The following is a 23,073-nucleotide window of genomic DNA, read 5'->3' on the forward strand; positions in this document are numbered from 1 at the left end:
GATCCGACCTGATCAAATCGAACGAAGGTGCTAGCTACGGCTAGCATTTTCGTGTTTAAGTGTATGTTGGTTAATCAATAATCAACATTCTTTGTACAAGTGCTAGATTGATGTGGCGTATAATTGAAACTAGGTGATTCAATTAGCTAAGATGAAAGGACATTTAAACCGTGTGGAAAGACATTTTTGATATTCTGCAGATTGTATTTCTTTTGGTGTTTCTCGAAGGGATTCTTTCGATCGACAATGCCGCTGTTTTAGGTGCAATGGTTGCGCACTTACCGCAAGATCAGCCGATTCCATGGCCTAAGTGGTTACAATGGATGCAGGGCCATGGCGAACGCTTTTTGGGCATGCAACAGGCCGCTGCGTTGAAAGTTGGCTTAATTGGCGCATATGTTGGGCGTGGTTTGATGTTGGCAGTGGCCTTTATCATTACCGAAAACCCATGGGTTTTGGCGATTGGCTCTGGCTATTTGGTATGGCTGAGCGTCAATCACTTTGCCCATTTGTATCGTCGTGATCAAGTTGATGAGCATGGTACAACTAAGCAACGAGTGACAGGCTTCTGGCAAACGGTGTTAATTATTGAGATGATTGACCTTGCATTTAGCCTTGACAACGTCGTCGTGGCGGTGAGCGCTGATCCCCAAAAACGCTTTTGGGTGATTGGCTTGGGCGTGGCAATTGGGATTTTGGTCATGCGCTTTGCGGCCCAAATCTTCACCAACTTGATTGAGTGGGAGCCAAACCTTGAGCATGCAGCGTTTGCCTTGTTGCTGGCGATTGGCGCTGAATCGGTGATTAAGATTGTGTGGCATGTAGAAACGCCACATTGGCTGAAATTTGCGATCTCGATGACAATTTTAGCCTTAACTGTTGGCCTTTCACGCTTACCATTCTTGAAACCACTCAAAAAATTCTTGCGTTTGGGCTTGCCGTTAGCATCGATTATTGATACGGTGGTGGGCTGGCTGTTATGGCCAATTCGTTGGCTATTTGGCTTGTTGCTGGCACCATTTCGGCAACGCGTTGCGGCGCGAATTCAAGGCGAATAGGAGGAAGAATGCAACTAACTGAACTCGTGCGCTATTTGGATGGCTATTTGCAAACCGCCAAATTTCGCGATGCTAGTTTAAATGGCTTGCAAGTTGAAGGGCGCGCTGAAGTCAAGACCATCGCGCTTGCCGTTGATGCTTCGATGCAAGCGATTGAGGCGGCGATAGCTGGCGATGCTGATTTATTGCTGACCCATCATGGCCTCTTTTGGGGCAATGCACAGCCATTGGTTGGCTGGTTTGGCCGTCGCATCAAACGCTTGATGGGCTCTGATTGTTCGCTCTACACCTCGCATTTGCCGCTTGATGCCCATGGCGAGGTTGGCAATAACGCTCAGTTGCTCAAGCTCTTGGGCTGGGAAATGGTGCAGCCATTTGGCGATTATCGTGGCCAAACATTGGGCTTTATTGGCCAACTAACCACGCCATTAAGCATTGATGGCCTGGTTGCCCACATCAAAACCACCTTGGGAATTCCCGAAGCCGAGATCAAGATTTGGGGTCAAGGTGCGCGTGGCATTCGGCGGGTTGGCGTGATTTCTGGTGATGGGGCAAGCGAATTGGAGCAAGCCTTGCGCGATGGCTGCGATGCGTTGCTGACTGGCGAAGTCAATTATGCAGCTGTGTTTCCTGCGATTGAAGCTGATATTCCCTTAATTTGTGCTGGCCATTATCATACTGAAACCTTGGGTGTGAAAGCGCTAGGAGCGCATTTAGAGCAAACCTTTCGGGTCAAAACCTTCTTTGTTGATGTGCCAACTGGCGTATAACCCAGCTGCAACTTGTGAGCGTTGTGCAGCGTTAAACCAACCCATGGCCCAAGCCTTGCGGAAGGTAGCATTTGACGAGTATTTCCGCTAGAATACGGTAGAGCTATGGGTTTCCAAGCTATTGTAGGAGGAATATATGGGATTTCTCGACAATCTTAAAGGCACGCTTTCTCAAGGTGTAGACCGCGCCAAGTTCGAGGCCGACAAATTACAACGGACGAGCCGCGTTCGAGGCGATATTGGCGATATGCAACAGCAAATTGCCACCAACTATGGTTTGTTGGGTCAACGCGCCTATGAATTGCATCAACAAGGAGTGTTGTCTGCTCCTGAAGTCACCAGTTTGGTCAATCTGATCAACGATTTGCAGGCACGCTTATCTGCCGCGCAAGCTGAATTGGAGCGGGCGCAGAATGAGCAATTTGTGGCTGTGCAAACCCCGCCGCCACCAGCGTACCCCCAACCATATGCGTCATCGGTTCCACCCCAACAAGCACCATATGCACCGCCAGTTGAGGCCCAGAATTATGTGCCACCAACCAGCTATGCGCCAAGTGATGCTCCTGCAGTAGCATACGCACCGCCAGCAGCCGATGCAACTGCTGATAGTGGCTCGATTCCAATTGAGCGCTCATGCCCAAGTTGTGGCTTTAAAGTTACTGGACAAGGTGTTTTTTGCCCTGAATGTGGCGCTCGTTTGTAAACGCTGAAGCTTGCTACAATACCCATGGTTGCTTAGCAGCCATGGGTTTTTTTATGCTGTCGATTATTGAGAATGGAATTACCTCATGTTACCAAAAATTGTGAGTGCTGTGCCTGGGCCACGCAGCCAAGCACTGTTGGCGCAACTGGCTGCCAGCGAAGCACCAAGCTTAACCTTGCCCGGCGGAATTGTTTGGGCCGAAGCTGAAGGTGCGCTGGTTACTGATGTTGATGGCAATTGCTACTTGGATTTGGCGGCGGCGTTTGGCGTGGTTGGCATTGGCCATCGCCATCCAGCGGTTTTAGCGGCCATCCAAGCCCAAAGCCAACGTTTGATTCACGGTATGGGCGATGTTTTTGCTCATGAAGCGCGGATTGAATTGGTGCAATTGATTAAGCAGCATGCGCCAATTGCCGATGGACGGGTTTTTCTGGCTGGTGGTGGGGCTGAAAGTATCGAAATTGCGCTGAAAACGGCCATGCTTGCAACCCAAAAGCCCGGGGTTTTGGCCTTTACTGGCGGCTATCATGGCTTGAGTTATGGCTCATTAGCAGCAACCAATCGGGCCGATTTTCGCCAACCGTTCTTGCCCCAACTGTCGAGCCACACTCAACGGGCGCCATATCCTTATCTATTTCGTTGGCGTGGCCCGGGCGATTGCCTTGATTGGGCTTTGAGTACGACCGAGCAGGCAATTAAAACCAGTGTAAGCCCGCTGGGGGCATTAATTGTCGAGCCAGTGCAAGGCCGCGAGGGCGAAATTGTGCCGCCTGATGGCTGGTTGCGCGGCTTGCGCCAATTGTGCGATCAGTATGAAATTCTCTTGATTGCCGATGAGATTTTTACTGGTTGGGGTCGTACTGGCCAGTGGTGGGGTGTGAATCACGATGGCATCGAGCCAGATCTGATTTGTATGGGCAAGGGCATGACTGGTGGCTTGCAAATTGCCGCATGTGTTGGTCGCGCTGCGCATATGGCCCATTGGCAGGTTAATGGCGAGCCATTGCATACTGGCACGTTTATGGGCCATCCTTTGGCATGCGCTGGGGCTGCGGCAGCAATTCGGGTTTTAACTGAACATAATACATTAGATCGGGTTAATCAATTAAGCACCCAACTTTTGCGGGGCTTGGGCGCGATTGCTGAAAACTGTGCCTTGGTGGGCGATGTACGTGGGCGTGGCTTGATGCTTGGGTTGGAACTTGTGCAGGCCGATGGGATTACGCCAAATCCAAGGGCAGTGATGCAAGTGACAAGTTTCTGCCAAGCCCAAGGCGTTTTGGTGCTTGGTGGCGGGATGGATGGCAATGTACTGAGCCTTACGCCGCCGTTTATCCTCAATCAAGTTCAAGTTGATTATGCCTTAGATGTGTTGCAACAAGCCTTGGCGACGGTAGCCAAGCAACAAAAATAGCAGCGGAGCAAGTTTGCTCCGCTGCCCAAGCACCTGGAGGAATTGGGCTTTAGCCCCGGCGACCTACATCGCCATCGCGGTCGATATCAGCATCAAGTTTGCGCTCAACGCTGTTGCCAGCATCGCGTAACTTGTCACCGACAGCGCTGGCGGTGCCTCGATATTGTGCTTGATTATCAGGGCTGAATGCACCTGTTTCTTTATCAGCTTGTTCGCCAACGGTATCGCCTACAGCACCAACTGCTGCGCCAGCAACGCCACCGACAACCCCACCAACAACTGCACCAACTGGGCCACCAGCTGCGCCGATTGCTGCGCCAGTTACTGCCCCAGCTGCACCGCCGCCAGCAGTCCCGATTTTGCTGCTGTCATCATAGGCTTTATCGGCATTGCGGAAGGTATCGTCACCTTGATCATCAGTGGTGACATCGCGGACACTGTTTTCAATGCGATTGGTAAGTGGCGTATCGTTGGTCGTGGTGTAATCGCGATTCGCAATTGATTCGCGAGTTGCATCAATTTCGTTCATTCGATCGTAGGTTGCGTTGCTTGAATATGCATTGGTGGTGTCATAAGCGCCAGCAGTGCGATTGGTGTAATCACTATCAAGCGTGTTGTCGTCTAATTTTTCGCCTGCGGTATCGCCAGCTGCGCCAACTGCGCCCCCAACGACTGCCCCAGTTACGCCACCAATAACTGCGCCAACTGGGCCACCGGCTGCGCCAATGCTTGCCCCAGTTATGGCCCCAGCAGCGCCACCGCCAACGGTCCCGATTTTGCTGCTATCAGCGTAGGCTTGTTCGTTGCTTTGGTCGTAAGCAACATCATCATCGGTATCCCATTGGAAGCGCTCAGCGCCTGCTTGACGCAAGGTACTACGAACCTGAGCTGCTTTGCTATCATCGGCATGAACGGTTACCAGCGTGCTGCCAGCTTTAACTCGTTCTTCATAAACATAGGCTTGGTCTTCTGGAACGCTCGCTGCATTAATCAATGCCCCGGCAATCCCACCAGTTGCAGCACCAGCAACGGCACCAGTCAGAGCGGCAACCAAGGCACCGGCGCCAACTAATGGCCCGATTCCTGGAATTGCCAATGCGGCCAAACCAACCAAGCCACCCCAGACTGCGCCAACAGTTAAGCCTTCGCCGGCAGTCATATGATCATCACTCGCAGGAGTCAGGTTGCCATCTGCATCAACAGTGCGGCTGCTATCGCGGGCAACGACTGAGATCGCATCGTTTGTGATACCCAAGGCGTGTAAATCGCGAACAGCGGCTTGAGCTTGTGCGTCTGAATTGAATACACCTACAATTGTGGTTGTCATACGATGAACTCCTTTGTTACCTAACTGATATTTACAATCAGTACTCCGATTTCCTGATTCTCTATAAAGCAAAAAGCGTGCCACGTTCATTCGTGGCACGCTCCTCATCATGGCAAACTCGCTGATCCAACTAGTTATTGGTCATTGAAGAGGCGATCTAGCTGGCGCTGGCGCAACCATGCGGCGCCTATCATTAAGAGGATAGCTGCAATTCCTAGGGCTGCGCGGGTTTGAAAGAGGCTTGGGGCAATGGCTGTGGTCAGTGGCCCGCTGTAGGGTGTGCCATCCATCCGATAGGCATATGCTCCCCACAGTGCTGGCCGAACCATTAACTGACCAATAAATTCATAGTTACTTTGCACAGTTTGGCTAATATCGCCGCAACAATGAGTTTGGGCAATTCCCAAGGTTGTGCCCGATGGTGAGATGAAGGCCAGCCCAATCCGGTTGGCTGCATCGGCCACCGCCACTGCTCCCAGCGTAATTAAGCGCCAGATGCTACTTTGCAACCAGGTAGCAACTAAATCGCTGATTGCAACCCAAAGTGCAATCCCAGGCAGTGGCCCCAACCAAAAAACCAACCAAACCGTCAGTTTGTCTAAGGCTGGCGGAAACGCGTTGGTCGGCGATTCTGCAAAGGCGATATCTGCAACCCGCGTTTGTAAAAACAGCGACCCAAGCACACCAACTAGCACAACAGGCAGCAACATAGTTGCCAAACGTGCTAAGCCATCAAAAATCAGATACTTGAGTTGCGGGCGGGCTACATTGATCGGATCATAGGCGCGATTATCAGTATGCCAGCTGGGCATTGTTGTCGCGATGCCAAAAAGCAGCACGGTTGTGATCAGCGACCAGTATTGCAGCACCGCATAATAGCTCATGCTTTGGCCAAGCCAACTGCCACCCCGCCGATATACCCAGCTCAAAAACCCAATAATGACGATCACAACCAAAAATAACCAATTAAGATTGCGTTTTAAATGGTAGCGGATCATACGATTCGCTCCTGATCAGTAAGCCGTAGATATTGATCTTCTAAGGTGGTTGCAACTCTGGTTGCGCCTCGCGGAATGGGCAGCCCAACTCCACGCATGCGCACGCTGCCGGCAATTTCACGTCGCACATTGGTAATGGTGTAGCCTTGACCATAGATTGGGAGATTGGCCTCGATTTGCCAGCTTGGTTCGGCTGAGGTTGTGGTTAGCGTCTGTGGATGACCATCAAAGACCAACTTACCTTGATCAATAATCAGAATTCGATGGGCAATCGCTTCAATATCGCTGACAATATGGGTTGAAAAAAGCACTAAACGATCATGGGTTGCGGCGGCCAAATATTCGTGAAAGCGCACGCGCTCCCATGGATCAAGCCCTTGGGTTGGTTCATCAAGCAGAATAATTGGGGTTTCGCAGGCCAAAATGTAGGCCAAACCCATGCGTTGGCGCATGCCACCGCTATAGCTGCCAAGCGGTTTATGCGCGACTGAACCAAGGCCTAGTTTTTCGAGCCATTCATCGCCTGCTTTCGGCGAATTGCCGCGCAACCGCAAGAGATAATGAATATAATCACGGGCACTGAGTTTGGCAGGATACACCATATCTTGGGGTAAATAGGCTGTAGCTTGACGTAATGCTTTGGGGTTTTCAATGCTTGCTTGATTGTGATAAAAAATTTCGCCTTCGCTTGGCTGTTGTAGCGTGGCTAAAATGCGCAACAGCGTCGATTTACCTGCTCCATTGCGCCCAAGCAAGCCAATAATTCCTTGCTCTGCATGAAAGGTAATCTGATCTAGGGCAACTTTTTGCTGATAGCGATGGCTCAGCTTTTCGATATTAAGCATCGAAACCTCGATCTGCATGAATCCATGCCAAGTTACGAATATCATTGGGGAGCCAGCGCGCAGCACCGATTAAACCGCCACTGATGGCTAAGACCACGCCATGATGCAGCAGCAGTTGGCTGGTTAATGGGTTTTCGCGCTGCCAGCCTAGCGGGGTTGGGGTCAGCGACCATGCAATACTCAGGTTGATAATAATTGGCAGCATGATACTCAGCAGCATAATGCTCATGGTCATCCATGCAATCACGCTGGCGCGCGCGCCCGTCCAAACATGTAAAGCCCAAGCCCAAGCCATGCCATAGCAACTTGTTACGAGGGTGGTGCTGGCGAGTTTGGCAAATCCTACGTTAAAGCTGATGCTTATCAGCAAGACGCTAACGCTAATCCCCAGCAGTATCAACAACCCATACATTCCCCAGCGTTTGAGCCATAAACTGCGTGGATCACGTAGGCCTAAAACTGCCAATCGCGGATCTGGCTCGGTTTGCGCGATTCCATAGCCAAACACAAGGCTAACCAAACATGGAATGAGCCAATTGCTAATCCGATAGGCCCCAATAATTGGCGAACTTGGAGTGGTCACCGCAATAATGCCTTCCCACGTCCAGAGCAGCAACAGTGGAATCCCGATTAGTAACAAAAACCACGCTTTTTTGCGAAAATAGTTCATTCAGCCATCTCAATAAAGCCAATGCACGAGGTACTCAGTTGTGCTGAGTACCTCTAAGCAACTTAGTTTACAACACAGGTTTCGCTAACAGAATCCATCCAAGCGGTTACTTGCCAGACTCCACCGCCGCTAACCCCACCTGTTGATGAGCTGACAGTCCAAGGTGCATTGTTATCCGAAAGGAAGCCTTGTTGCACTCCAGATTTGGTCAGCCGAACATTCAAGGTATGGCTACCAGGAATATCAGTATTTGCATCGCCACCCCATGACAAGGTGCTTGAGAGCCATGGGCGAAAGCAATTTGCATTAACTTCGGTAAAAGCAGCATATGTGCTGTTGGCAAAAAGCAACATTAAACTACATAAAACCGAAGCTGCTACTAAACGTTTGCGTCGTACCATTTAATATTCTCCATTCTTACAAACTATGATCTCAATGATAGCTATCAGGACTATTTTAATAATAAAAATAGCCTAATGCTATTACGGAATTCCGTTAATTATGCGTATTCTTAAGTAAAATCAATATTGCATTCGAGCGATTACGCACATTTAATTTTCGATAAACTGATTTTAAATGAACCTCAACCGTATTAACCGTAATACACAATGTTTTTGCGATTGCCGAATTACTTAATCCACGAATGAGTAGTTGACAAACTTCTTGCTCGCGTTTTGTGAGCAGCTCAAAGAAAGACATTACCGTCTCCTGATTAAGAATATGTATTTGAATCGAGCAATGTTTGGAAGGAGGGATGAATGCTGAGGTTGCTCTCTTTTCTTGCCAACGAATGTACCAAAATCGTTTGCAGTTGTCAACTTGCTTGCGATATAGTTGTATTTTTGGGCAGCATTATACCGAACTTGCTCGGTTTGCCACGCCCAAATTGGCATCGCAACAAGCGCCAATTTCGCGGTACAATGACGTAATTGTCTGGATAACAGGCATTGAAATCCAAGCAAGGAGCCGAAACTCGTGGCAATTCACTTTGGTACTGATGGCTGGCGTGCTGTCATCAGTGAAGAATTTACCTTTGAAAATGTGCGTTTGGTTGCCCAAGCAATTGCCGAGCAACTTTTAGCCGAAACCCCAGCTGGCGAAGTAACGCGGGCAGTAGTGGGCTTCGATACGCGCTTTCTCTCCGATCGCTATGCAATTACTGTTTCCAATGTTTTAGCTGCCAATGGGTTGGCGGTCTACTTGAGCAAGGCCGATTGTCCAACTCCTGCTTTGTCGTTTGCAGTTAAGCAGTTGGCGGCCCAAGGTGGCGTGATGATTACCGCCAGCCATAATCCGCCACGCTACAACGGGATTAAGGTTAAAGCTGCCTTTGGTGGCTCAGCCTTGCCCGCAACCATGAAGCAAATTGAGGCGCGGATTAGCGCTTTGCAAAGCTCTGGCCGCGCAGCCTTATATGCAGAGCCAGTTTGGCGCGAAAACATGACCGCCCAAGCAGGCGAAGTTGTGCGCTTCGATCCGTTGCCAGCCTATTTGGCCCATTTACGCAGCTTAATCGATTTTTCAGCGATTGCGCGGAGCTCGTTGCGCGTAGCAGTCGACCCCATGTATGGTGCTGGCCGTGGCTATATTGCCCGTTGGTTGCGCGAATTGGGCGTGATGGTTGCCGAAATTCATGGCGAGATGAACCCAGGCTTTGGCCATTTGCACCCAGAGCCAATTGGCCGTAATTTGCAGCCTTTGGCCGAAATGATTCGCCGCGATGGCTACGATTTGGGCTTGGCCACCGATGGCGATGCTGATCGGATTGGCGCGATGGATGCTCATGGCGAATTCGTTAGCCCGCATCAAATTTTTGCCCTTGTGCTGCGCCATTTAATTGAAACCAAAGGCCAACGTGGGCTTGTTGTCAAAACGATTTCAACCACCCAGCTGGTCAATCGCTTGGCAGCAGCCTACGATTTACGGGTCGAAGAAACTCCAGTTGGCTTCAACCATATTTGCGATCTAATGTTGGCCGAGCCAGTATTAATTGGTGGCGAAGAATCAGGCGGGATTTCGATTTTGGGCCATGTGCCCGAAGGCGATGGGATTCTGATGGGCTTGTTGTTGCTGGAGATTGTGGCCCGCGCAGGCAAGCCATTGCACGAATTAATTGCTGAGCTGCAAACTCAATACGGCCCATTTGCCTACGATCGGATTGATCAACGGGTGCAACCATTTAAAAAATCTGATTTGGTGCATGCGCTCAAAGCAGAAGCACCCAACGAAATTGCCGGAGTTGCGCTGCAATCAATTAACGATCGCGATGGCGTTAAATATTTGCTGGCCGACCAAAGTTGGTTGTTAATTCGACCTTCAGGCACCGAGCCAGTGTTGCGAATTTACGCCGAAGCTGCCAATGCTGAACAAGTGCAAGCCTTGCTGCAAGCTGGCGTACAATTTGCCAATCAGCAATTGACCAATCTGGTCGCAGTTCGCTAAAATAGCCCAAGGAGGTGCGCTTGACGATTCTTGATTGGGGTTTGATCGGCATTATGCTGTGGTACACCGTGTTGGGTTACTACTGGGGCACAATTCGCCAGTTATTGGCTCTAGCAGGGATGATTACGGCAATTGCAATTGCAGGGCGAATCTATCCTAGCGTGACCGATCTACTGATCAGTTTGATTCCTGCGACTGCTCCTGGCTTTATTAGCGTCTTGGCGTTTTTGCTGAGTTTGTTGGCAGTAACTGGCCTTGTTAGTGCGATTGCCTCGTGGCTACGCCTGAAAGTTGGCTTGTTATTTTTAGGCCGCACAGATCACGTACTTGGCGCGATGTTGGGTTTAGTCCAAGCAATCGTGCTGATCGGGGCCGTTTTAGCAGGGTGTGTTGGCTTACCCCAAATCGGAATCATCGATGCAATCCAACAATCAACCTTGGCTGAATATTGGGGGCCAGTAGTCTTGATAATTGTCAAACTCTTGCCCGAAACCTTTTTGCCAATGAATCAAATGCTATTTGGGTAAAACAATGCTACAAATAAACAATCGTCCATGGGTTTCAACGAGGAGACCAAACTATGGCAACTGATACGATGCGGGCGGTGCAAAAACCGGCGGCGGCTCCTGGCGCCAAGCTGATTACAGCACCAATTCCTCAACCAAAACGCGATGAGGTGCTGATTCGGGTGCGGGCTGCGACAATTTGTGGCACCGATTTACATATTTATAAATGGGACCCTTGGGCGCAGAGCCGTTTTAAAGCGCCAATGATTTTTGGCCACGAGTTGGCTGGCGATGTGGTCGAAGTTGGCAGCGATGTCACGATGGTTAAGGTTGGCGATTTTGTCTCTGCCGAAACCCATATTGTGTGTGGCTATTGCTACCAATGCCGCACTGGCGCAGCCCATATCTGCCGCAACGTCGAGATTATTGGGGTTGATCGGCCTGGCTGTTTTGCTGAATATATTGCGGTTCCAGCGGTCAATGTTTGGCGCAACGATCCCAGCATGCCGCCAGCCTTGGCTGCGGCCCAAGAGCCATTTGGTAATGCGGTGCATACCGCCTTAGCCACCAACCTTACAACCCGCAATGTGCTGGTAACTGGTTGTGGCCCAATTGGTTTGTTTGCAGTCGGGATTGCTCACGCAGCAGGTGCTAAGCAAATTTTCGCCACCGATATTAATCCCAAGCGTTTGGAAATGGCCCGCACGATGGGCGCAACCCATGCCTTAGATTCGCGTGACGATGTGGTGCATCATGTGCTGGCCGCAACTGAGGGCGAAGGCGTTGATGTGCTGCTGGAAATGTCGGGGCATCCGAGTGCGATTGATCAGGGCTTCCGCTCATTGCGCTATGGTGGCTTTGCCTCGCTGCTGGGTTTGCCACCAAACGGCTTGCCTGATTTCGACCTTGCCAACCATGTGGTGTTTAAAGGTGCGACGGTGTATGGCGTTTCAGGCCGCAAAATGTTTGAAACTTGGTATCAAACCCAAGCCTTGGTTGCTGGTAATAAGGTCGATTTGCGCCCGATTATCACCCATCACTTGCCCTTGGAAGAATTTGAAACCGCGTTTGAATTGATGCTGCGTGGCGAGGCTGCCAAAGTGGCCTTATATCCGCATGGCCTTGATGGTGCTTGGTAAATAACCCAAAGGCCGTTCAGTACACTAACTGAGCGGCCTCCTCACCTAATCATTAATGCGGCGTAAGGTATAACGACTGCTATGATTGATTTCCACCAGTTGCGAACTTAATTGCTCATAGGCATCGTGAACCGTCATTAACCGTCCAGTGAGTGGATTATCCTCAGCAAGCAGCCAGCGCACTAATTTAGCGGCCTCCTGCCCAGAAACCCCTTTGGTTTGGGCCATTTTGACCATCCCATCAGCAAAGCGTTGAGCTTCGGGGGTGTGCTCAATTTCGGTGCTCAGTTTGGTTGCAACAAGGCCTGGTCCAATACAATTAACCCGAATCTTTTGGCGCTTCAATTCCATTGCCAGCGTTTCGCTCAAGCGCACAATTGCGGTCTTGATTGCCCCATATGCCGCCAGCCGTGGCGATGCTTCAACTGCGCCATAGCCAGCAATATTAATAATTGATCCACCTCCGTGTTCAATCATTGCTGGAATAACCGCATGACAGAGATTGAGGGTGCCCCACCAGATTGTATCGCACATTAACCGTAGTTGAGCCAGATTGAGATCATGAAATTGACCAAATGGCCCAAGCACGCCCGCAAGATTGATCACAGCACTTGGTGTTCCTAGCTGGTCCATTGCGGTTGCAACTACCTGTTGAACCGCTTCGGGGTCGCGAACATCAGCACTAAAACCACGACTGCGATAGCCTTGATTCTGCAAGGCTTGGACTGTTTGATTGAGTTTGGTTGGATCGCGGGCGATCAAAACCGTCTGCCAGCCATCTTCTGCGAGTCCTTGTGTGATAGCTTGACCAATTCCACCGCTTGCCCCGGTGATCAAAGCGATCTTTTGCATCAGTAAATCCTTTATTAAACGGCGAGAACCTGACGATTGCTCATCAGGTTCTACGTTACAGGAATGATGCGAGGATGTTATTGGCGAACGCCTGCGTTGTTGATCTCGTTGGGATCAAGCTTGACCGTGCGTTGACCAGTCATTGGGTCGAAATTGGCTTGGCTGCTTGGCGCAGGATTCGCATTCACGCGCTGGCCAGTCATTGGATCAAAGGGTGCTTGGCTGGTTGGCGGTGTGTTGTTAACCGCTGGCTCAAAACCGGTATTGATGACGCTTGGTGTGCTTGGTTTGCGGCGCACCTTGCTACGAACGCTATTCCACCAAGCACGATAGGTTGCGCTAGTATCGGTTTTGCCAAAGGCCAACGGAGCTGCCAGCGCCAAACAGATCACTGCTGGAATGTAGAACAGAACCCGCAAAAAGGTTTCGCCAAACAGCGTTTGTCCCGCACCAAAGAGAATCAGCGAAATGCCGATGAGCACGTTGAGCGAACTAAGTCCCAAATTACGGGTGCGTACAAGGCTCATCAACTCGGTGCGATTGCCAAACAGTAATAAACTACCAGTAACCAGTGGAACCAAAGCTCCCACTACATTAGCAGCAATATTGGCAATCATAATCAGTAAGATAATCGCAACTACAACAACGACCACCGTTCCAATCGTCATCATAGTATCACGTTGATTTTTCATCAGAACCTCCTAGAACGGGTAAACTCCCGTTTGGTTTGCTGTTGATGATACGCCAGCAGGCTCTGAATTGTTGCGTTAACGTTTCGCTAGCGCCAAGCGTACTCCAAAGCCAAATAAAATCAGCCCTGTACTGCCTTCGATCCAAGCCCGTACCCGTGGCTTGAGCATCCAACTGCGCATTTTATCCAAACTTAAGGTAATCAAGCCCAACCAAATAATTCCAAGCACAAAGTGAATCGAGGTCAATAGCAATGATCGCAACAGCACTGGATCGCTTGGGCGAATAAATTGGGGCAAGAACGCGAGATAAAACAAGGCAACTTTGGGGTTCAAGACGTTGGTGATCAACCCTTCGCGGTAGGCCTGCCATGGGTTGGCGCTTGGTTCGCTCGTGGTTGCTAGCTCGTTGCTTACTTGGGTTTGCTTGAAAGCGCTGCGCAGCGATTGCAGGCCAAGATAGCATAAATACAGCGCCCCAGCCCATTTCACCACACTAAATGCCATAGCCGAACGGGTAAGAATCAGCGACAAGCCAAGCCCTGAGAGCAGCGCGTGAAAGAATAAACCTGAGCTAACGCCGAGGGTCGCCAGCAGGCCAGCTTTGCGTCCTCGCGCCAAAACATTGCGCATCACGAGCATTGTATCCGCGCCTGGGGTAATGGTGAGTAGAGCAACGGCGAGGGTATAGCCAATTAACTGAGCATCAAACATAGCCTACTCCGGCTACAATCAAGCCCCGCTCAATCAACAAGAGCGGGGCTGATAGTGGGTTTATTCTTCGAAAACGGCTTTGACCCGAAAATAATCGCCTTGGCGGTCGGGAGCGCTGGCCAGCGCTGCATCAACTGGCAAACTCGACGTTACCGCATCGACCCGTGTGACATTGGTTAAATCGGTCACTTGGGCGGTAATCGGCACATCAGTCACATCAATTTCTTGCAACAACTCAATATGGTCGAGAATCGAGGAAAGCTGCAAACGCATGCGCTCCATCTCATCATCGGCCAATTTTAAACGAGCAAGGTGTGCGACTTGGCGCACTTGTTCAGGGGTTAACGACATAACATCCTCACAATTAACTACGAGCGCGAACGGTAGCCCATTATCGCCCCGCCTATGACCGAAAGCAGCAGCACAACAATTAATACTGGTTGATCGATGTTGAGCACCCAACCAACCATACTGGCCATCATACCGCTGAAAATTCCACTGCCGATTGCATAGCCAAGCCGATTTGGCTGCGATTTTGGGTTTGCCATTGCTGCCTCGATTGTACCAGATTTCGTTCTGGGAACTTTTATGAATCACCTGGCGTTAGTCTAGCATAAACAAATCAGTTGAAAGGAATCTTCTAGTGCTTCGACGAATTACGGCAATTGCTGCCCTTTTGATTTTGACTGCCTGTGGTGGCCAAACCACTCCAACCACTGTTCCCACTACTGCTGGCGGGAATCAAACGATCGCTACGGCAACGCCTGCGGTTACTGGTGGCTATGCTTACGATACTAGTGCCGCTGTAACAATCTTGGAATTGCGCAATGAGGGTGGCTTTGTTACCCCACTATACAATAAATTGTTGGCAGTGCCTCAAGTACGTTTATATGGCAATGGCGAGTTGATTTATCAATATAATGATGAAAATGGTAAATTATTCTGGCAAAAAACTACATTAAATGAGACCCAAATTAAGCAATTGCTGAGCGATGTGCTTGGGGCTGAAAAAGAGTTTTGTCTCGATACGCCACTGGGCGATCCAGAACCAATGATCTCAGATGTTAACGTAACTACCTTGACCGTGAATTTGGCTGATGGTTCGTGCAGCGCCCAAGCCTATGCTGCTTTTTCAGAGCAACGCTCAGGCTTGAATGCAGACGGCCAACGCCGCTTCGTTCAATTCCGCAAAGCTTTGGCAGCAGTTGAAGCCTTGGTGAAAGTCAAAACCGAGCAATATCAAGCTCAAGGTGTGACGATTTACTTGGAGCCAGCAGCAGCCGAAGAACTGGCAACCGCCGCCGAATGGACGTTCAAGGCCGAGTTGCGCGAAGGCAATGTTGTGACCGATAGCGAAGCCGCAGCGATTCTTGAATTTGCTGGCCAACCAACCTTGGTTAAATCTGGCGATAAAGCCTTCCGCGTTTTGGCAGTGCCGATTTTGCCATAATTTCGCTTTGATCAGTTTATAAAGAAAGCCCTTGCCCATTTTATTGGGCAAGGGTTTTTGATTGTAATCCCGTATAGGCTGAATTACTTAATGGCGTTGATCAGCACCATCAGAATGATAAAGCCAGCTAAAGCTGCTAAACCAAATTGATGGGTGATGTTGGCATAGCGGCCTTGGCGAATTTCAAGCGGCAGCGCTTCTTTCGGCACAACTTGGCGCCGCAAGCAGTTGGGGCAGGTTTCAACATACTGATGGCTAGTAATCAGGCCAAAAATAAAATATAAATGAATATAGCTATAGATAAAATGCACATTAAATGGGACATTCATTTGACAGCCAGGGCAACTATGCCAAAAGGTTTTTAATGTGTCCACGACGTTACTGCGTTTGCCAAAAAAGATCATACCAAGATTATCCTCTCTCTATTCGTTGTTAATTGGTTCGCCAGTGGTGCGATCAAGGCGGGGACGTAAGAAGTTGTAAACAGCGCCCCGTCGATTGGCGCTTAGTTTGCTCCACGTCAAGCTAATAATTTCGTGCAAATGCTCAGGGTTGAGTTTATTGATCATGCCGCTGCGAACGAGCAAGCGCTGTAAACCGCCGCGTGGCTCTAGCCCAATATCAACCGTAGCGGTGCCAGCGATGGAGCAGCCATCTTCGGCAACTCGCAATAATTCGTCAATTAATGTTTCTGCATGCGGCACAACCTGCAAGCCATTTAATGTCACAATTTGGCTAAATTGGTCGGCACGAAAGGGCAGCGCTGTCATATCGGCACAAATCAAATGCACATTGATAATGCCTTTTTTTGCTAACTCAGCTTGGGCTGCTTTGAGCATTGGTATAGCCAAATCGATGCCAACCACTTGTAAATTGGGCCGTTGCGCATACAGATCGAGGGTTAATCGGCCAGTGCCGATCGGCGCTTCGATTGCCCAACCATCGTGTTGCAAGGCTTTTGCCACCAGCGCTGTTTGTTCAGTGCCAGCCATTCCCAGCCAACGAAAAACCCCATGATGCACCAGCAAATCATAGGCACGGGGAAATCTATAGGGCAACTGCTGAATCAAAGGACGCAGGCCAGCTAAAAAGCGCTTCACAACGATCATCTCCAATTTAAAAGACCTGCTGTATTATAGCCAAATCTGAATTATTTGCGACTAAACAACCCATCAAACCAGCCACGAATTGTTAAGAGCCAATTGCGAATGCTCAATGCCAAGCCCAACGCCGCCGCGCCAAACGCCACTAAGCCTAGCCAACGAATTTGCCAGATGGCGCTGCCAACTAACGCTAGCACGGTAATTACAACACACATATCAATGAACCAACGCTGCCGTTGTGAGTTTTGATACTTGCTGCGCTGGCTGATGCGCTGCCAAAGCCAAGCGCCCAAGGTTATGAGCGCAATCCATTCCCAAACCGATAACCGCATAAGCCACCGCATAAACGCTCCTGACGCTCAATAACGCTGGCTTATTATGACACGTTTAGGCGGTTTTTTCGATCCAGGCAACAACTTCACGGTTGACATAAGCTTCTTGTTCTGCATACGGTAAATGCCCAACCTTGGGAATTGCCAAGAGATCGGCGTGGGGAAGTGTCAATTTAAGCCATTGGGCCTGCTTAAATGGCACGATCGGATCGTGTTGGCCATGCACAATTAAGGTCGGTATGGTGGTTGGTTTGGCCAGAATCAAGGGCCGCAAATCTGCATGCTTGAGTACAGTTGTGATGCCAGCTATGCCTGCAATCGGCGTTTGTTGCATTTGCCCATAGCCATCACGAATCGTTTTAACCACTTTGGGGTTACTATAAAAGCCTTGACGATCTTTGATGAAGGCAACCAGCGATTTGGAAAAGGCCCAATGGCTATAGCGACCCAAACCAAGCGAGCTATGAATAAGCGCTTTGAGCAAGCTCGGTTGGCCAACAAAACGCTGCCATAAACTTACAATTCCACTGAGTTCCGACCAAACTACTGGCGAGATGACGATCAGGCGTTTGACCAGTTCTGGTGCTTGGTGAGCAATGCCCAAGGCAATCAAGCCGCCTGTGGAGTGGCCGATAATCGTAGCTGGCTGACCGTTGCTAATTCTTTTGAGGCTGGCGATTCCAGTTTCAATTAAATGCTCTTGGGTCCAGCGGCTCCATTGTTTATTCGGTTGATTGGGCACTGCACCATGGCCGGGCAAGCCAACCAGCTGCACTTCACCATGCGGCCATAACGCATCCCACAGCCAAAAACGGTTTACAGCGGTAATGCCATGCCATGCGATAAATTGTTCAGCGCCAGTGCTGCGTTGTAAAACCCGAATCGCCTCTTCGCCAACCGTGCCCTGAACGCTGATTGTATATTCATCCATGGTATGCTCCTCGTATGGCCATGAATTGTTTGCGTTTGTAAACGCAACTTTCTTGCATTATGTGCTAACTATAGAATAATTTTTGGCTTAATGCAAGAAACTTGCATTAATGATAGAAGGATTATGCATGACGAAACCAGAGCCAGCGGAACCAACAGAGCACGAACACGATACGGTGTATCAATCGTTGCTACATCGTCAACGTCCAGGTGGGCGCAGTGCCAAAGTCCATGCAGCAGTATTGCAAGCAACTGGTGAGTTGTTGCTTGAGCAGGGCTATGCCCAATTGCGCATCGGCGATGTGGCCCAACGCGCAGGCGTACATGAAACCTCGATCTATCGGCGTTGGAAAACCAAGGCTATGCTTGTGGCTGATACGGTCTTGGCATTGTTTGATCAGCATGTGCCAAATCCCGACACTGGGGCGTTTCGCGATGATGTTTTGAGCTTTTTGCCGAGTTTAGTGCGTTATTTGCAATCGCCTGAGGGTGCTGCACTCAGTCGCGCGTGTGTTGATGTTTCTAATCTGGCCGAGGCTGCTGAGGCGCGCCAAGCGGTTTGGGGAATTTGGGTGGCGCAATTTGCGGTTTTGGTGGAGCGGGCGATTGGGCGCGGCGAATTGCCAGCGGCGACGAATGCCCAAATTTTCCTAGAGATGTTGATTGGGCCGTTTTTCTTGCGTTTGTTGGTAACTGGCGAACCATTTCACGAGGATATGGCGACCCATGTGATCGACCTGCTTTTACGCAATTAAACAAACAACGCAATCGTTCGAACGATTGCGTTGTTTTGGGTTAATCAAGCTTAGTGGTTTCGTTGTTTGTCTGCTTGCTCGCGAGCTTTTTGGGCTGCATTTTGGGCTGCTTCTGCCACATTGCGCGCTTTTTCTGCCGCAGCATCGGTTGGATTTGGATTTTCATCGCGATCACGGCCAACCAAGCCGCCAGCAAAATCTTTGGTGTATTCGGCAAAGCCACGATCGTGAGGGGTATCGGCTTCGCCTTCTTCGCGGCGTTCGTGAGCGCGATCATTGCCAAACATGTTGCTGACAAAATCTTTGGTGTATTCAACAATCCCACGGTCGCGTGGTTTGTTTGATTCATCCTCTACTTCAGCGTTTTGGGTTACTGGTGCGTTATTTGGCGTTTCATCGCGATCAAACAAATTTTGAATAAAATCTTTGGCTTTTTCGCCAAAACCAGGTTCATCGTGATTTTTTTGTTCGTTGTTCATTATCAATTCCTCCAAATAATTAGGCTTTCGGGCGTTGAGCCAATTGGGGCGCTGGTTGAATGCGGCTTAGCACAAAGCCAATCACAACCCCAGCAATAAAGCCACCAGCATGGGCAGCATATGCAACGCCGCCGCTGGTTTGGCTAGTTGTTGTAATGGTGGCGAAAGTAGCAATGAATTGTTGCACTGCCCACAAGCCAATCATCATCCAAGCAGGAACCGTTTGCACGAAACGACCGAGCAAGACTTTAACCGAATTGCTGCGGAACATAACGATGTAGGCTCCAAGTATCCCCGAAATTGCGCCTGATGCCCCGACGCTGGGAATTCCAGCACTCGCTGAGTTGAGGTTAAGCAGAATGTGTGCCGCCGAAGCAATTAAGCCAGTTATCAAATAAAAAGCTAGATACTTGATATGGCCAAAGGCATCTTCGACGTTATCGCCAAAGACAAATAAAAACAGCATATTCCCAATTAAGTGGGCCCAACCACCATGCAAAAACATCGAAGTCAGTAAGGTGATCCAGCCATCGCCAGCGGCGATGCGTTCGGGTACTGCGCCCCATGTCATAATAAAATCTTGTAAGGCTTGGCTTTCGCTGCCTAACGAAAGTTCGTAGAAGAACACTAGCACGTTGAGCGCAATCAAGCCATAGGTTACATAACCGCGCCGTCGGACTTTGGAGTTATCATCGCCTAATGGAAACATGCTGCTGCTCCTTATAAGACGCTGTGCTTTTCAGCACCATTTTGCCAATACTCTTGCTTATCGAGCGCGGCAGCACCATGCTCATCGTGTTCAATTGTGCTCGGTGTGGTTGGTAGGGTTTGATCAAACAAGCCCAAAATGCGTTTTTTCAGCAGTTGGCGGCTTTCAACCCCGGTTTGAGGTGCTGTTAGGGCAGCAGTTGCTAACCCCAACAGAAAATATTTACCTGCCATCCACATGGTTTTGAAGAAATGTCCAAACATTGCGTTTCCTCCATTTTAGCGGTGCTTGAGATTCGTTGTATGCTATTTACGTTGAAATTGACGACTGAATATCAACCAACTAAGCAAAAATGATACCAAGGCTATGCCGCCAAGCCAGATGTAGGTGCTGGTTTCTGGCGCACGGTTGAGTAGCATAATTTGTTGATAATTGGCAATGCCATGGGTCACGGGCAGGCCGCGAGCGATATTCTGCACAAACGGCAAAAACGATTTAATCGAGATGAAGAAGCCACTAAAGAAGACCGACATCAACAGCACCAACATCGAGAATTGCACTGCTTGGCTATCAGTGCTGACCACCGATGAAATGAAAAAGCCAATTCCCAGCGAGGCGATGGTGAGCATAAAGGTTAGCAAGGCAAAATTGAGCAGTTGGCCAGTGTAGAATGGCACGCCTAGCCCAAAGACCATGAGCGAAACCAAAACTGTGATGATCAACGCCGACAAAATTGTATAGCTGGCGTATTTGCCAATCAAGGTTTGGAAGGCCGAGAGTGGCGAAACCCGAAACATTTCCAATGTGCCTTGTTGTAGCTCACGCACCAGCGATAAGCCAGCCAAGGTGACCATCATGTGTTGCAGCAAGAGCGCCAATACTGCTGGGGTGTAAAAACGCACATAGGCAGTTGCTGGATCTTTGGTGATGTCGCCAAGGCTTTCGATTGGCGCAAGGTTGTTGGCAACTGAGCGTAATGGCGAAACGACAACCGCCGGATCGATTGCTTGCACTCGATCTGCCTGTTGATCAAGCTCGCTAAGCCGCGTATCAAGCTCGGCTAATTGCTGTTCTTGCTTTTCCAAGCTGCCGCCTGCGGCCAAATCGCGATCAAGCGTATCGAGCGAAGCTTGCAACGAGCTAAGGCTTTGGGTTGATGTGCTGGTTTCACTGGCACCATTTTGGGTCATCGATAAGGCAATTAATTGCAACGCGCCTGATTCACGCAAGCTCCGAATAGTTTGGCGGGCCTCGTTGCGCTTGTTGCCGCTGAGCTGTTCGCGCAATTGGCTAATTTGCTGACGCGCATCGCTAACATAATCGCGCAAGGTGCCAATTTGCTGCTGGCTTTGGCCAACCACGCTGAACAACATGCCTTTGTTGAGTTCATTAATTTGGGTATATGAGAGATATTCAATCCACGAGCGCAATAATGGGTCGACTTCGCTATAGATAAAACGAATATCAACTGCTTTGCCAGTCGAGTAGACCGTTGTCATCTCCAAAGGAAACACTTCGACCAAATCGAGTTCGTCGTTTTCGAGCGCGGCGACTGCTGGCGCTTCACTTTCGTAAATATGGCGTTCTGGATCAATCAAAAATGTGTTGCTAATCCGCTTGAGTAATTCGGTCACTTGCGGATCATCGCGGTGACCAGGTGGCACGACGATGCCTGTGCGAAGCTTTGGTTGCTCGCCTTGATAGCCAACCCCAAACAACGAGAGAATCAGAAACGGGCCAATAATCAACCCAACTAAAAGTAATGGTTGGCGGCGGATTGCATTTAATTCTTTGGCACAGAACGCAAAAATGCGCACAATATTTTTAAGCATTGCTGTGCTCCTTGCTAACTGGCGTTTCGAGCCGTTCCATCAAAGTAATAAAAATATCGTCGAATGGCGGATTATATTCGCCAACTTGGCGGGTATCGATGGTTGGGTCACTATTGAGCGCGGCGATCAATTCGGGCAAGGCAGTGCTGGCATCATCAACATAGACCATCATGCTGCCAAGCGGCGCATTGTGAGGCCGCTCAATGCCCAAAACCAATTGATGGCGGCTCAAAATCCGCACTGCATTGCGCAAATCTTCAGCATCAACCCGAATGGTCAGCACATCGCTGCCCAAGGCGCGGCGGCGTAGGCCATCGGGCGTATCAACCAACAACAATTGGCCATCGCGCATCACCGCAACCCGATCGCAATAAGCAACCTCGTTGACATATTGGGTGGTAACGACCAGCGATTTGCCCATGGCCTTGAGTTCTTGAAATTGATCCCAGAAGCGGCCCCGCAGTACAGGGTCGATCCCCGCAGTTGGTTCATCGACGAACAATAATTCTGGCTCATGCACTAATGCGGCGGCCAATTGCAAGCGGCGTTGCATCCCACCAGAAATATTGCCAGCCAAGGTTTTGCGCGCCTGATCAAGCTCCACAAAATCCAACAACTCGTCGATGCGTTTGCGGCGTTTGGTTAATGAAACGCCATACATCGAGGCTGCAAAGCGCATATTTTCGAGCACGTTTAAGTTGGGGTAGAGCACAAACAATTGCGGCATATAGCCAAGTTGCTCGCGATCGCTGGCTTTAAATGTAGCTGGATCTTTGCCCAGCACACTAACTGAGCCACTCGTGGGAATGTAGACTCCCGTCATCAAGCGTACCGTAGTGGTTTTGCCACAGCCTGATGGCCCGACGATACCAAAAATCTCGCCAGGCTGAATATTCCAAGAAACATCGCGCACCACGTCGCGATCGCCAAAACGCTTTGTCACCTGCTGAAGTTGAATCAGCGATTGAACGGCATGTGCTTGCATAAGCTAACTGCTCCTTGCACCAAGCGACGATATTGCTATGAACTTGTTGATCGGCTTTGGTTCTATTGTAGCCTAGCGATCAAGCAGCTTATTTTTTTGAAATTTGAAAAAAGCTCACACGTTTATAGCAAGATGTAAGCCAAGTCGAAAAGAGCACAAAGAGCATAGAACATAACCATGTGAAAGGTAAAAATCAAAAGTCAGAAGTCAGAAAAGGAGCAATGTTTTAGCGCAGAGAACGAAAGGATGATGGATGAAGGATGAGGGATGAAGGGGCTAGGGTTCATGAGTGATGCGTTGGGTCAGCAAGAATCTAATCGACATAATCTGTGCAATCTGTGGCTAAAACAGCCTTCGTGCTCTTCGCGGTT

Annotated in this window: 29 protein-coding genes; 9 read left to right on the forward strand and 20 right to left on the reverse strand. The window is 49.7% G+C overall.

All coding sequences use genetic code 11. The features are described 5' to 3' along the window. Positions 1–170 precede the first annotated feature (170 nt). The 4 genes from SE18_RS00480 (at position 171) to SE18_RS00495 (ending at position 3,945) form a co-directional block, all read left to right on the forward strand. A complete protein-coding gene (locus SE18_RS00480) occupies positions 171–1,058 on the forward strand; it encodes a TerC family protein (protein ID WP_054532455.1) in 888 nt (295 codons plus the stop codon). An 8-nt stretch (positions 1,059–1,066) separates the two neighbouring features. Further along, the gene (locus SE18_RS00485) at positions 1,067–1,828 is read left to right on the forward strand and encodes a Nif3-like dinuclear metal center hexameric protein (RefSeq protein ID WP_054532456.1); all 762 of its coding nucleotides are present in this window, start codon (positions 1,067–1,069) and stop codon (positions 1,826–1,828) included. A 136-nt stretch (positions 1,829–1,964) separates the two neighbouring features. After that, positions 1,965–2,531: a zinc ribbon domain-containing protein gene (locus tag SE18_RS00490; protein ID WP_054532457.1), complete on the forward strand. Its 567-nt coding sequence runs from the start codon at positions 1,965–1,967 to the stop codon at positions 2,529–2,531. An 85-nt stretch (positions 2,532–2,616) separates the two neighbouring features. Then, positions 2,617–3,945 (forward strand): aspartate aminotransferase family protein, encoded by a 1,329-nt coding sequence (locus SE18_RS00495; protein ID WP_054532458.1) that lies wholly within the window; start codon positions 2,617–2,619, stop codon positions 3,943–3,945. 49 nt (positions 3,946–3,994) lie between these two features. Here the strand turns inward: SE18_RS00495 and SE18_RS00500 are convergent, their stop codons facing one another. The 6 genes from SE18_RS00500 to SE18_RS28285 form a co-directional block, all read right to left on the reverse strand. Further along, entirely contained in the window at positions 3,995–5,272 is a 1,278-nt protein-coding gene (locus SE18_RS00500; RefSeq protein WP_054532459.1) for a general stress protein, read from the reverse strand. A gap of 134 nt (positions 5,273–5,406) precedes the next feature. Next, positions 5,407–6,270: a hypothetical protein gene (locus SE18_RS00505; protein ID WP_054532460.1), complete on the reverse strand. Its 864-nt coding sequence runs from the start codon at positions 6,268–6,270 to the stop codon at positions 5,407–5,409. Next, a complete protein-coding gene (locus tag SE18_RS00510) occupies positions 6,267–7,115 on the reverse strand; it encodes an ATP-binding cassette domain-containing protein (protein ID WP_054532461.1) in 849 nt (282 codons plus the stop codon). The genes SE18_RS00505 and SE18_RS00510 overlap by 4 nt, the downstream gene beginning before the upstream one ends. Beyond that, positions 7,108–7,785, reverse strand: a complete 678-nt coding sequence (locus SE18_RS00515; RefSeq protein WP_054532462.1) for a hypothetical protein — start codon at positions 7,783–7,785, stop codon at positions 7,108–7,110. The genes SE18_RS00510 and SE18_RS00515 overlap by 8 nt, the downstream gene beginning before the upstream one ends. Before the next feature lie 62 nt (positions 7,786–7,847). Further along, the gene (locus SE18_RS00520) at positions 7,848–8,186 is read right to left on the reverse strand and encodes a hypothetical protein (RefSeq protein WP_054532463.1); all 339 of its coding nucleotides are present in this window, start codon (positions 8,184–8,186) and stop codon (positions 7,848–7,850) included. A gap of 94 nt (positions 8,187–8,280) precedes the next feature. Then, complete coding sequence (locus SE18_RS28285) at positions 8,281–8,484, reverse strand: response regulator transcription factor (RefSeq protein WP_054532464.1); 204 nt, start codon at positions 8,482–8,484, stop codon at positions 8,281–8,283. Between the two features lie 276 nt (positions 8,485–8,760). Between SE18_RS28285 and SE18_RS00530 the strand changes: the two genes are divergently transcribed. Genes SE18_RS00530 through tdh form a run of 3 tightly spaced genes read left to right on the forward strand, consistent with a single transcriptional unit; the run spans position 8,761 to position 11,872 of the window. Next, positions 8,761–10,227, forward strand: coding sequence for a phosphoglucomutase/phosphomannomutase family protein (locus tag SE18_RS00530; protein WP_054532465.1), 1,467 nt, complete (start codon positions 8,761–8,763; stop codon positions 10,225–10,227). Positions 10,228–10,247: 20 nt separating this feature from the next. Beyond that, positions 10,248–10,754 (forward strand): CvpA family protein, encoded by a 507-nt coding sequence (locus tag SE18_RS00535; protein ID WP_054532466.1) that lies wholly within the window; start codon positions 10,248–10,250, stop codon positions 10,752–10,754. Between the two features lie 53 nt (positions 10,755–10,807). Then, positions 10,808–11,872: an L-threonine 3-dehydrogenase gene (tdh, locus tag SE18_RS00540; protein ID WP_054532467.1), complete on the forward strand. Its 1,065-nt coding sequence runs from the start codon at positions 10,808–10,810 to the stop codon at positions 11,870–11,872. 45 nt (positions 11,873–11,917) lie between these two features. Here tdh and SE18_RS00545 read toward each other — a convergent pair whose 3' ends face one another. The 5 genes from SE18_RS00545 to SE18_RS00565 form a co-directional block, all read right to left on the reverse strand. Further along, positions 11,918–12,724 (reverse strand): SDR family NAD(P)-dependent oxidoreductase, encoded by an 807-nt coding sequence (locus SE18_RS00545; protein ID WP_054532468.1) that lies wholly within the window; start codon positions 12,722–12,724, stop codon positions 11,918–11,920. Positions 12,725–12,801: 77 nt separating this feature from the next. Then, positions 12,802–13,416 carry a hypothetical protein gene (locus SE18_RS00550; RefSeq protein ID WP_054532469.1) on the reverse strand — a complete coding sequence of 205 codons (615 nt, stop codon included), beginning with the start codon at positions 13,414–13,416 and terminating at the stop codon, positions 12,802–12,804. Between the two features lie 75 nt (positions 13,417–13,491). Beyond that, complete coding sequence (locus SE18_RS00555) at positions 13,492–14,127, reverse strand: LysE family translocator (RefSeq protein ID WP_054532470.1); 636 nt, start codon at positions 14,125–14,127, stop codon at positions 13,492–13,494. 60 nt (positions 14,128–14,187) lie between these two features. Continuing rightward, positions 14,188–14,478: an Asp-tRNA(Asn)/Glu-tRNA(Gln) amidotransferase subunit GatC gene (gene gatC / locus SE18_RS00560; protein WP_054532471.1), complete on the reverse strand. Its 291-nt coding sequence runs from the start codon at positions 14,476–14,478 to the stop codon at positions 14,188–14,190. 17 nt (positions 14,479–14,495) lie between these two features. Next, complete coding sequence (locus SE18_RS00565) at positions 14,496–14,675, reverse strand: hypothetical protein (RefSeq protein ID WP_054532472.1); 180 nt, start codon at positions 14,673–14,675, stop codon at positions 14,496–14,498. A gap of 95 nt (positions 14,676–14,770) precedes the next feature. Between SE18_RS00565 and SE18_RS00570 the strand changes: the two genes are divergently transcribed. Further along, positions 14,771–15,577 (forward strand): hypothetical protein, encoded by an 807-nt coding sequence (locus SE18_RS00570; RefSeq protein ID WP_054532473.1) that lies wholly within the window; start codon positions 14,771–14,773, stop codon positions 15,575–15,577. An 83-nt stretch (positions 15,578–15,660) separates the two neighbouring features. Here SE18_RS00570 and SE18_RS00575 read toward each other — a convergent pair whose 3' ends face one another. From SE18_RS00575 to SE18_RS00590, 4 genes are read right to left on the reverse strand one after another with little or no spacing between them, the layout of a single operon-like run. Further along, positions 15,661–15,981 carry a hypothetical protein gene (locus SE18_RS00575; protein WP_054532474.1) on the reverse strand — a complete coding sequence of 107 codons (321 nt, stop codon included), beginning with the start codon at positions 15,979–15,981 and terminating at the stop codon, positions 15,661–15,663. 18 nt (positions 15,982–15,999) lie between these two features. Further along, entirely contained in the window at positions 16,000–16,677 is a 678-nt protein-coding gene (locus SE18_RS00580; protein ID WP_054532475.1) for a class I SAM-dependent methyltransferase, read from the reverse strand. Between the two features lie 50 nt (positions 16,678–16,727). Next, positions 16,728–17,024 carry a hypothetical protein gene (locus SE18_RS00585; RefSeq protein WP_054532476.1) on the reverse strand — a complete coding sequence of 99 codons (297 nt, stop codon included), beginning with the start codon at positions 17,022–17,024 and terminating at the stop codon, positions 16,728–16,730. 43 nt (positions 17,025–17,067) lie between these two features. Further along, the gene (locus tag SE18_RS00590; protein WP_054532477.1) at positions 17,068–17,943 is read right to left on the reverse strand and encodes an alpha/beta fold hydrolase; all 876 of its coding nucleotides are present in this window, start codon (positions 17,941–17,943) and stop codon (positions 17,068–17,070) included. A 127-nt stretch (positions 17,944–18,070) separates the two neighbouring features. Here SE18_RS00590 and SE18_RS00595 point away from each other — a divergent pair, with 127 nt between their 5' ends. Beyond that, positions 18,071–18,697, forward strand: a complete 627-nt coding sequence (locus SE18_RS00595) for a TetR/AcrR family transcriptional regulator (RefSeq protein WP_054532478.1) — start codon at positions 18,071–18,073, stop codon at positions 18,695–18,697. 50 nt (positions 18,698–18,747) lie between these two features. Here SE18_RS00595 and SE18_RS00600 read toward each other — a convergent pair whose 3' ends face one another. The 5 genes from SE18_RS00600 to SE18_RS00620 are packed head-to-tail and all read right to left on the reverse strand — an operon-like array spanning position 18,748 to position 22,702. Further along, positions 18,748–19,176: a hypothetical protein gene (locus SE18_RS00600; protein ID WP_054532479.1), complete on the reverse strand. Its 429-nt coding sequence runs from the start codon at positions 19,174–19,176 to the stop codon at positions 18,748–18,750. Between the two features lie 19 nt (positions 19,177–19,195). After that, positions 19,196–19,885, reverse strand: coding sequence for a rhomboid family intramembrane serine protease (locus SE18_RS00605; RefSeq protein ID WP_054532480.1), 690 nt, complete (start codon positions 19,883–19,885; stop codon positions 19,196–19,198). An 11-nt stretch (positions 19,886–19,896) separates the two neighbouring features. Further along, entirely contained in the window at positions 19,897–20,148 is a 252-nt protein-coding gene (locus SE18_RS00610; RefSeq protein ID WP_054532481.1) for a hypothetical protein, read from the reverse strand. Positions 20,149–20,190: 42 nt separating this feature from the next. Then, positions 20,191–21,717 (reverse strand): ABC transporter permease, encoded by a 1,527-nt coding sequence (locus SE18_RS00615; protein WP_054532482.1) that lies wholly within the window; start codon positions 21,715–21,717, stop codon positions 20,191–20,193. After that, on the reverse strand, positions 21,710–22,702 hold the full coding sequence (locus tag SE18_RS00620; protein WP_054532483.1) for an ABC transporter ATP-binding protein: 993 nt from the start codon (positions 22,700–22,702) through the stop codon (positions 21,710–21,712). Before SE18_RS00620 ends, SE18_RS00615 begins: the two co-directional genes overlap by 8 nt. Between the last annotated feature and the right edge of the window lie 371 nt (positions 22,703–23,073).

The organism is Herpetosiphon geysericola (genome assembly GCF_001306135.1).
In the GTDB taxonomy this organism is placed as follows: Bacteria; Chloroflexota; Chloroflexia; order Chloroflexales; family Herpetosiphonaceae; genus Herpetosiphon; species Herpetosiphon geysericola.

Bases quoted from the DNA above. Each gene is read 5' to 3' on its own strand.
- SE18_RS00565 (WP_054532472.1), bottom strand. From the start codon at position 14,675: ATGGCAAACCCAAAATCGCAGCCAAATCGGCTTGGCTATGCAATCGGC.
- SE18_RS00590 (WP_054532477.1), bottom strand. From the start codon at position 17,943: ATGGATGAATATACAATCAGCGTTCAGGGCACGGTTGGCGAAGAGGCG.
- SE18_RS00490 (WP_054532457.1), top strand. From the start codon at position 1,965: ATGGGATTTCTCGACAATCTTAAAGGCACGCTTTCTCAAGGTGTAGAC.
- SE18_RS00610 (WP_054532481.1), bottom strand. From the start codon at position 20,148: ATGTTTGGACATTTCTTCAAAACCATGTGGATGGCAGGTAAATATTTT.
- gatC (WP_054532471.1), bottom strand. From the start codon at position 14,478: ATGTCGTTAACCCCTGAACAAGTGCGCCAAGTCGCACACCTTGCTCGT.
- SE18_RS00555 (WP_054532470.1), bottom strand. From the start codon at position 14,127: ATGTTTGATGCTCAGTTAATTGGCTATACCCTCGCCGTTGCTCTACTC.
- SE18_RS00515 (WP_054532462.1), bottom strand. From the start codon at position 7,785: ATGAACTATTTTCGCAAAAAAGCGTGGTTTTTGTTACTAATCGGGATT.
- SE18_RS00620 (WP_054532483.1), bottom strand. From the start codon at position 22,702: ATGCAAGCACATGCCGTTCAATCGCTGATTCAACTTCAGCAGGTGACA.
- SE18_RS00615 (WP_054532482.1), bottom strand. From the start codon at position 21,717: ATGCTTAAAAATATTGTGCGCATTTTTGCGTTCTGTGCCAAAGAATTA.
- SE18_RS00600 (WP_054532479.1), bottom strand. From the start codon at position 19,176: ATGAACAACGAACAAAAAAATCACGATGAACCTGGTTTTGGCGAAAAA.
- SE18_RS00500 (WP_054532459.1), bottom strand. From the start codon at position 5,272: ATGACAACCACAATTGTAGGTGTATTCAATTCAGACGCACAAGCTCAA.
- SE18_RS00495 (WP_054532458.1), top strand. From the start codon at position 2,617: ATGTTACCAAAAATTGTGAGTGCTGTGCCTGGGCCACGCAGCCAAGCA.
- SE18_RS00520 (WP_054532463.1), bottom strand. From the start codon at position 8,186: ATGGTACGACGCAAACGTTTAGTAGCAGCTTCGGTTTTATGTAGTTTA.
- SE18_RS00510 (WP_054532461.1), bottom strand. From the start codon at position 7,115: ATGCTTAATATCGAAAAGCTGAGCCATCGCTATCAGCAAAAAGTTGCC.
- SE18_RS00505 (WP_054532460.1), bottom strand. From the start codon at position 6,270: ATGATCCGCTACCATTTAAAACGCAATCTTAATTGGTTATTTTTGGTT.
- SE18_RS00545 (WP_054532468.1), bottom strand. From the start codon at position 12,724: ATGCAAAAGATCGCTTTGATCACCGGGGCAAGCGGTGGAATTGGTCAA.
- SE18_RS00575 (WP_054532474.1), bottom strand. From the start codon at position 15,981: ATGATCTTTTTTGGCAAACGCAGTAACGTCGTGGACACATTAAAAACC.
- SE18_RS00585 (WP_054532476.1), bottom strand. From the start codon at position 17,024: ATGCGGTGGCTTATGCGGTTATCGGTTTGGGAATGGATTGCGCTCATA.
- SE18_RS00550 (WP_054532469.1), bottom strand. From the start codon at position 13,416: ATGAAAAATCAACGTGATACTATGATGACGATTGGAACGGTGGTCGTT.
- SE18_RS00605 (WP_054532480.1), bottom strand. From the start codon at position 19,885: ATGTTTCCATTAGGCGATGATAACTCCAAAGTCCGACGGCGCGGTTAT.
- SE18_RS00485 (WP_054532456.1), top strand. From the start codon at position 1,067: ATGCAACTAACTGAACTCGTGCGCTATTTGGATGGCTATTTGCAAACC.
- tdh (WP_054532467.1), top strand. From the start codon at position 10,808: ATGGCAACTGATACGATGCGGGCGGTGCAAAAACCGGCGGCGGCTCCT.
- SE18_RS00595 (WP_054532478.1), top strand. From the start codon at position 18,071: ATGACGAAACCAGAGCCAGCGGAACCAACAGAGCACGAACACGATACG.
- SE18_RS28285 (WP_054532464.1), bottom strand. From the start codon at position 8,484: ATGTCTTTCTTTGAGCTGCTCACAAAACGCGAGCAAGAAGTTTGTCAA.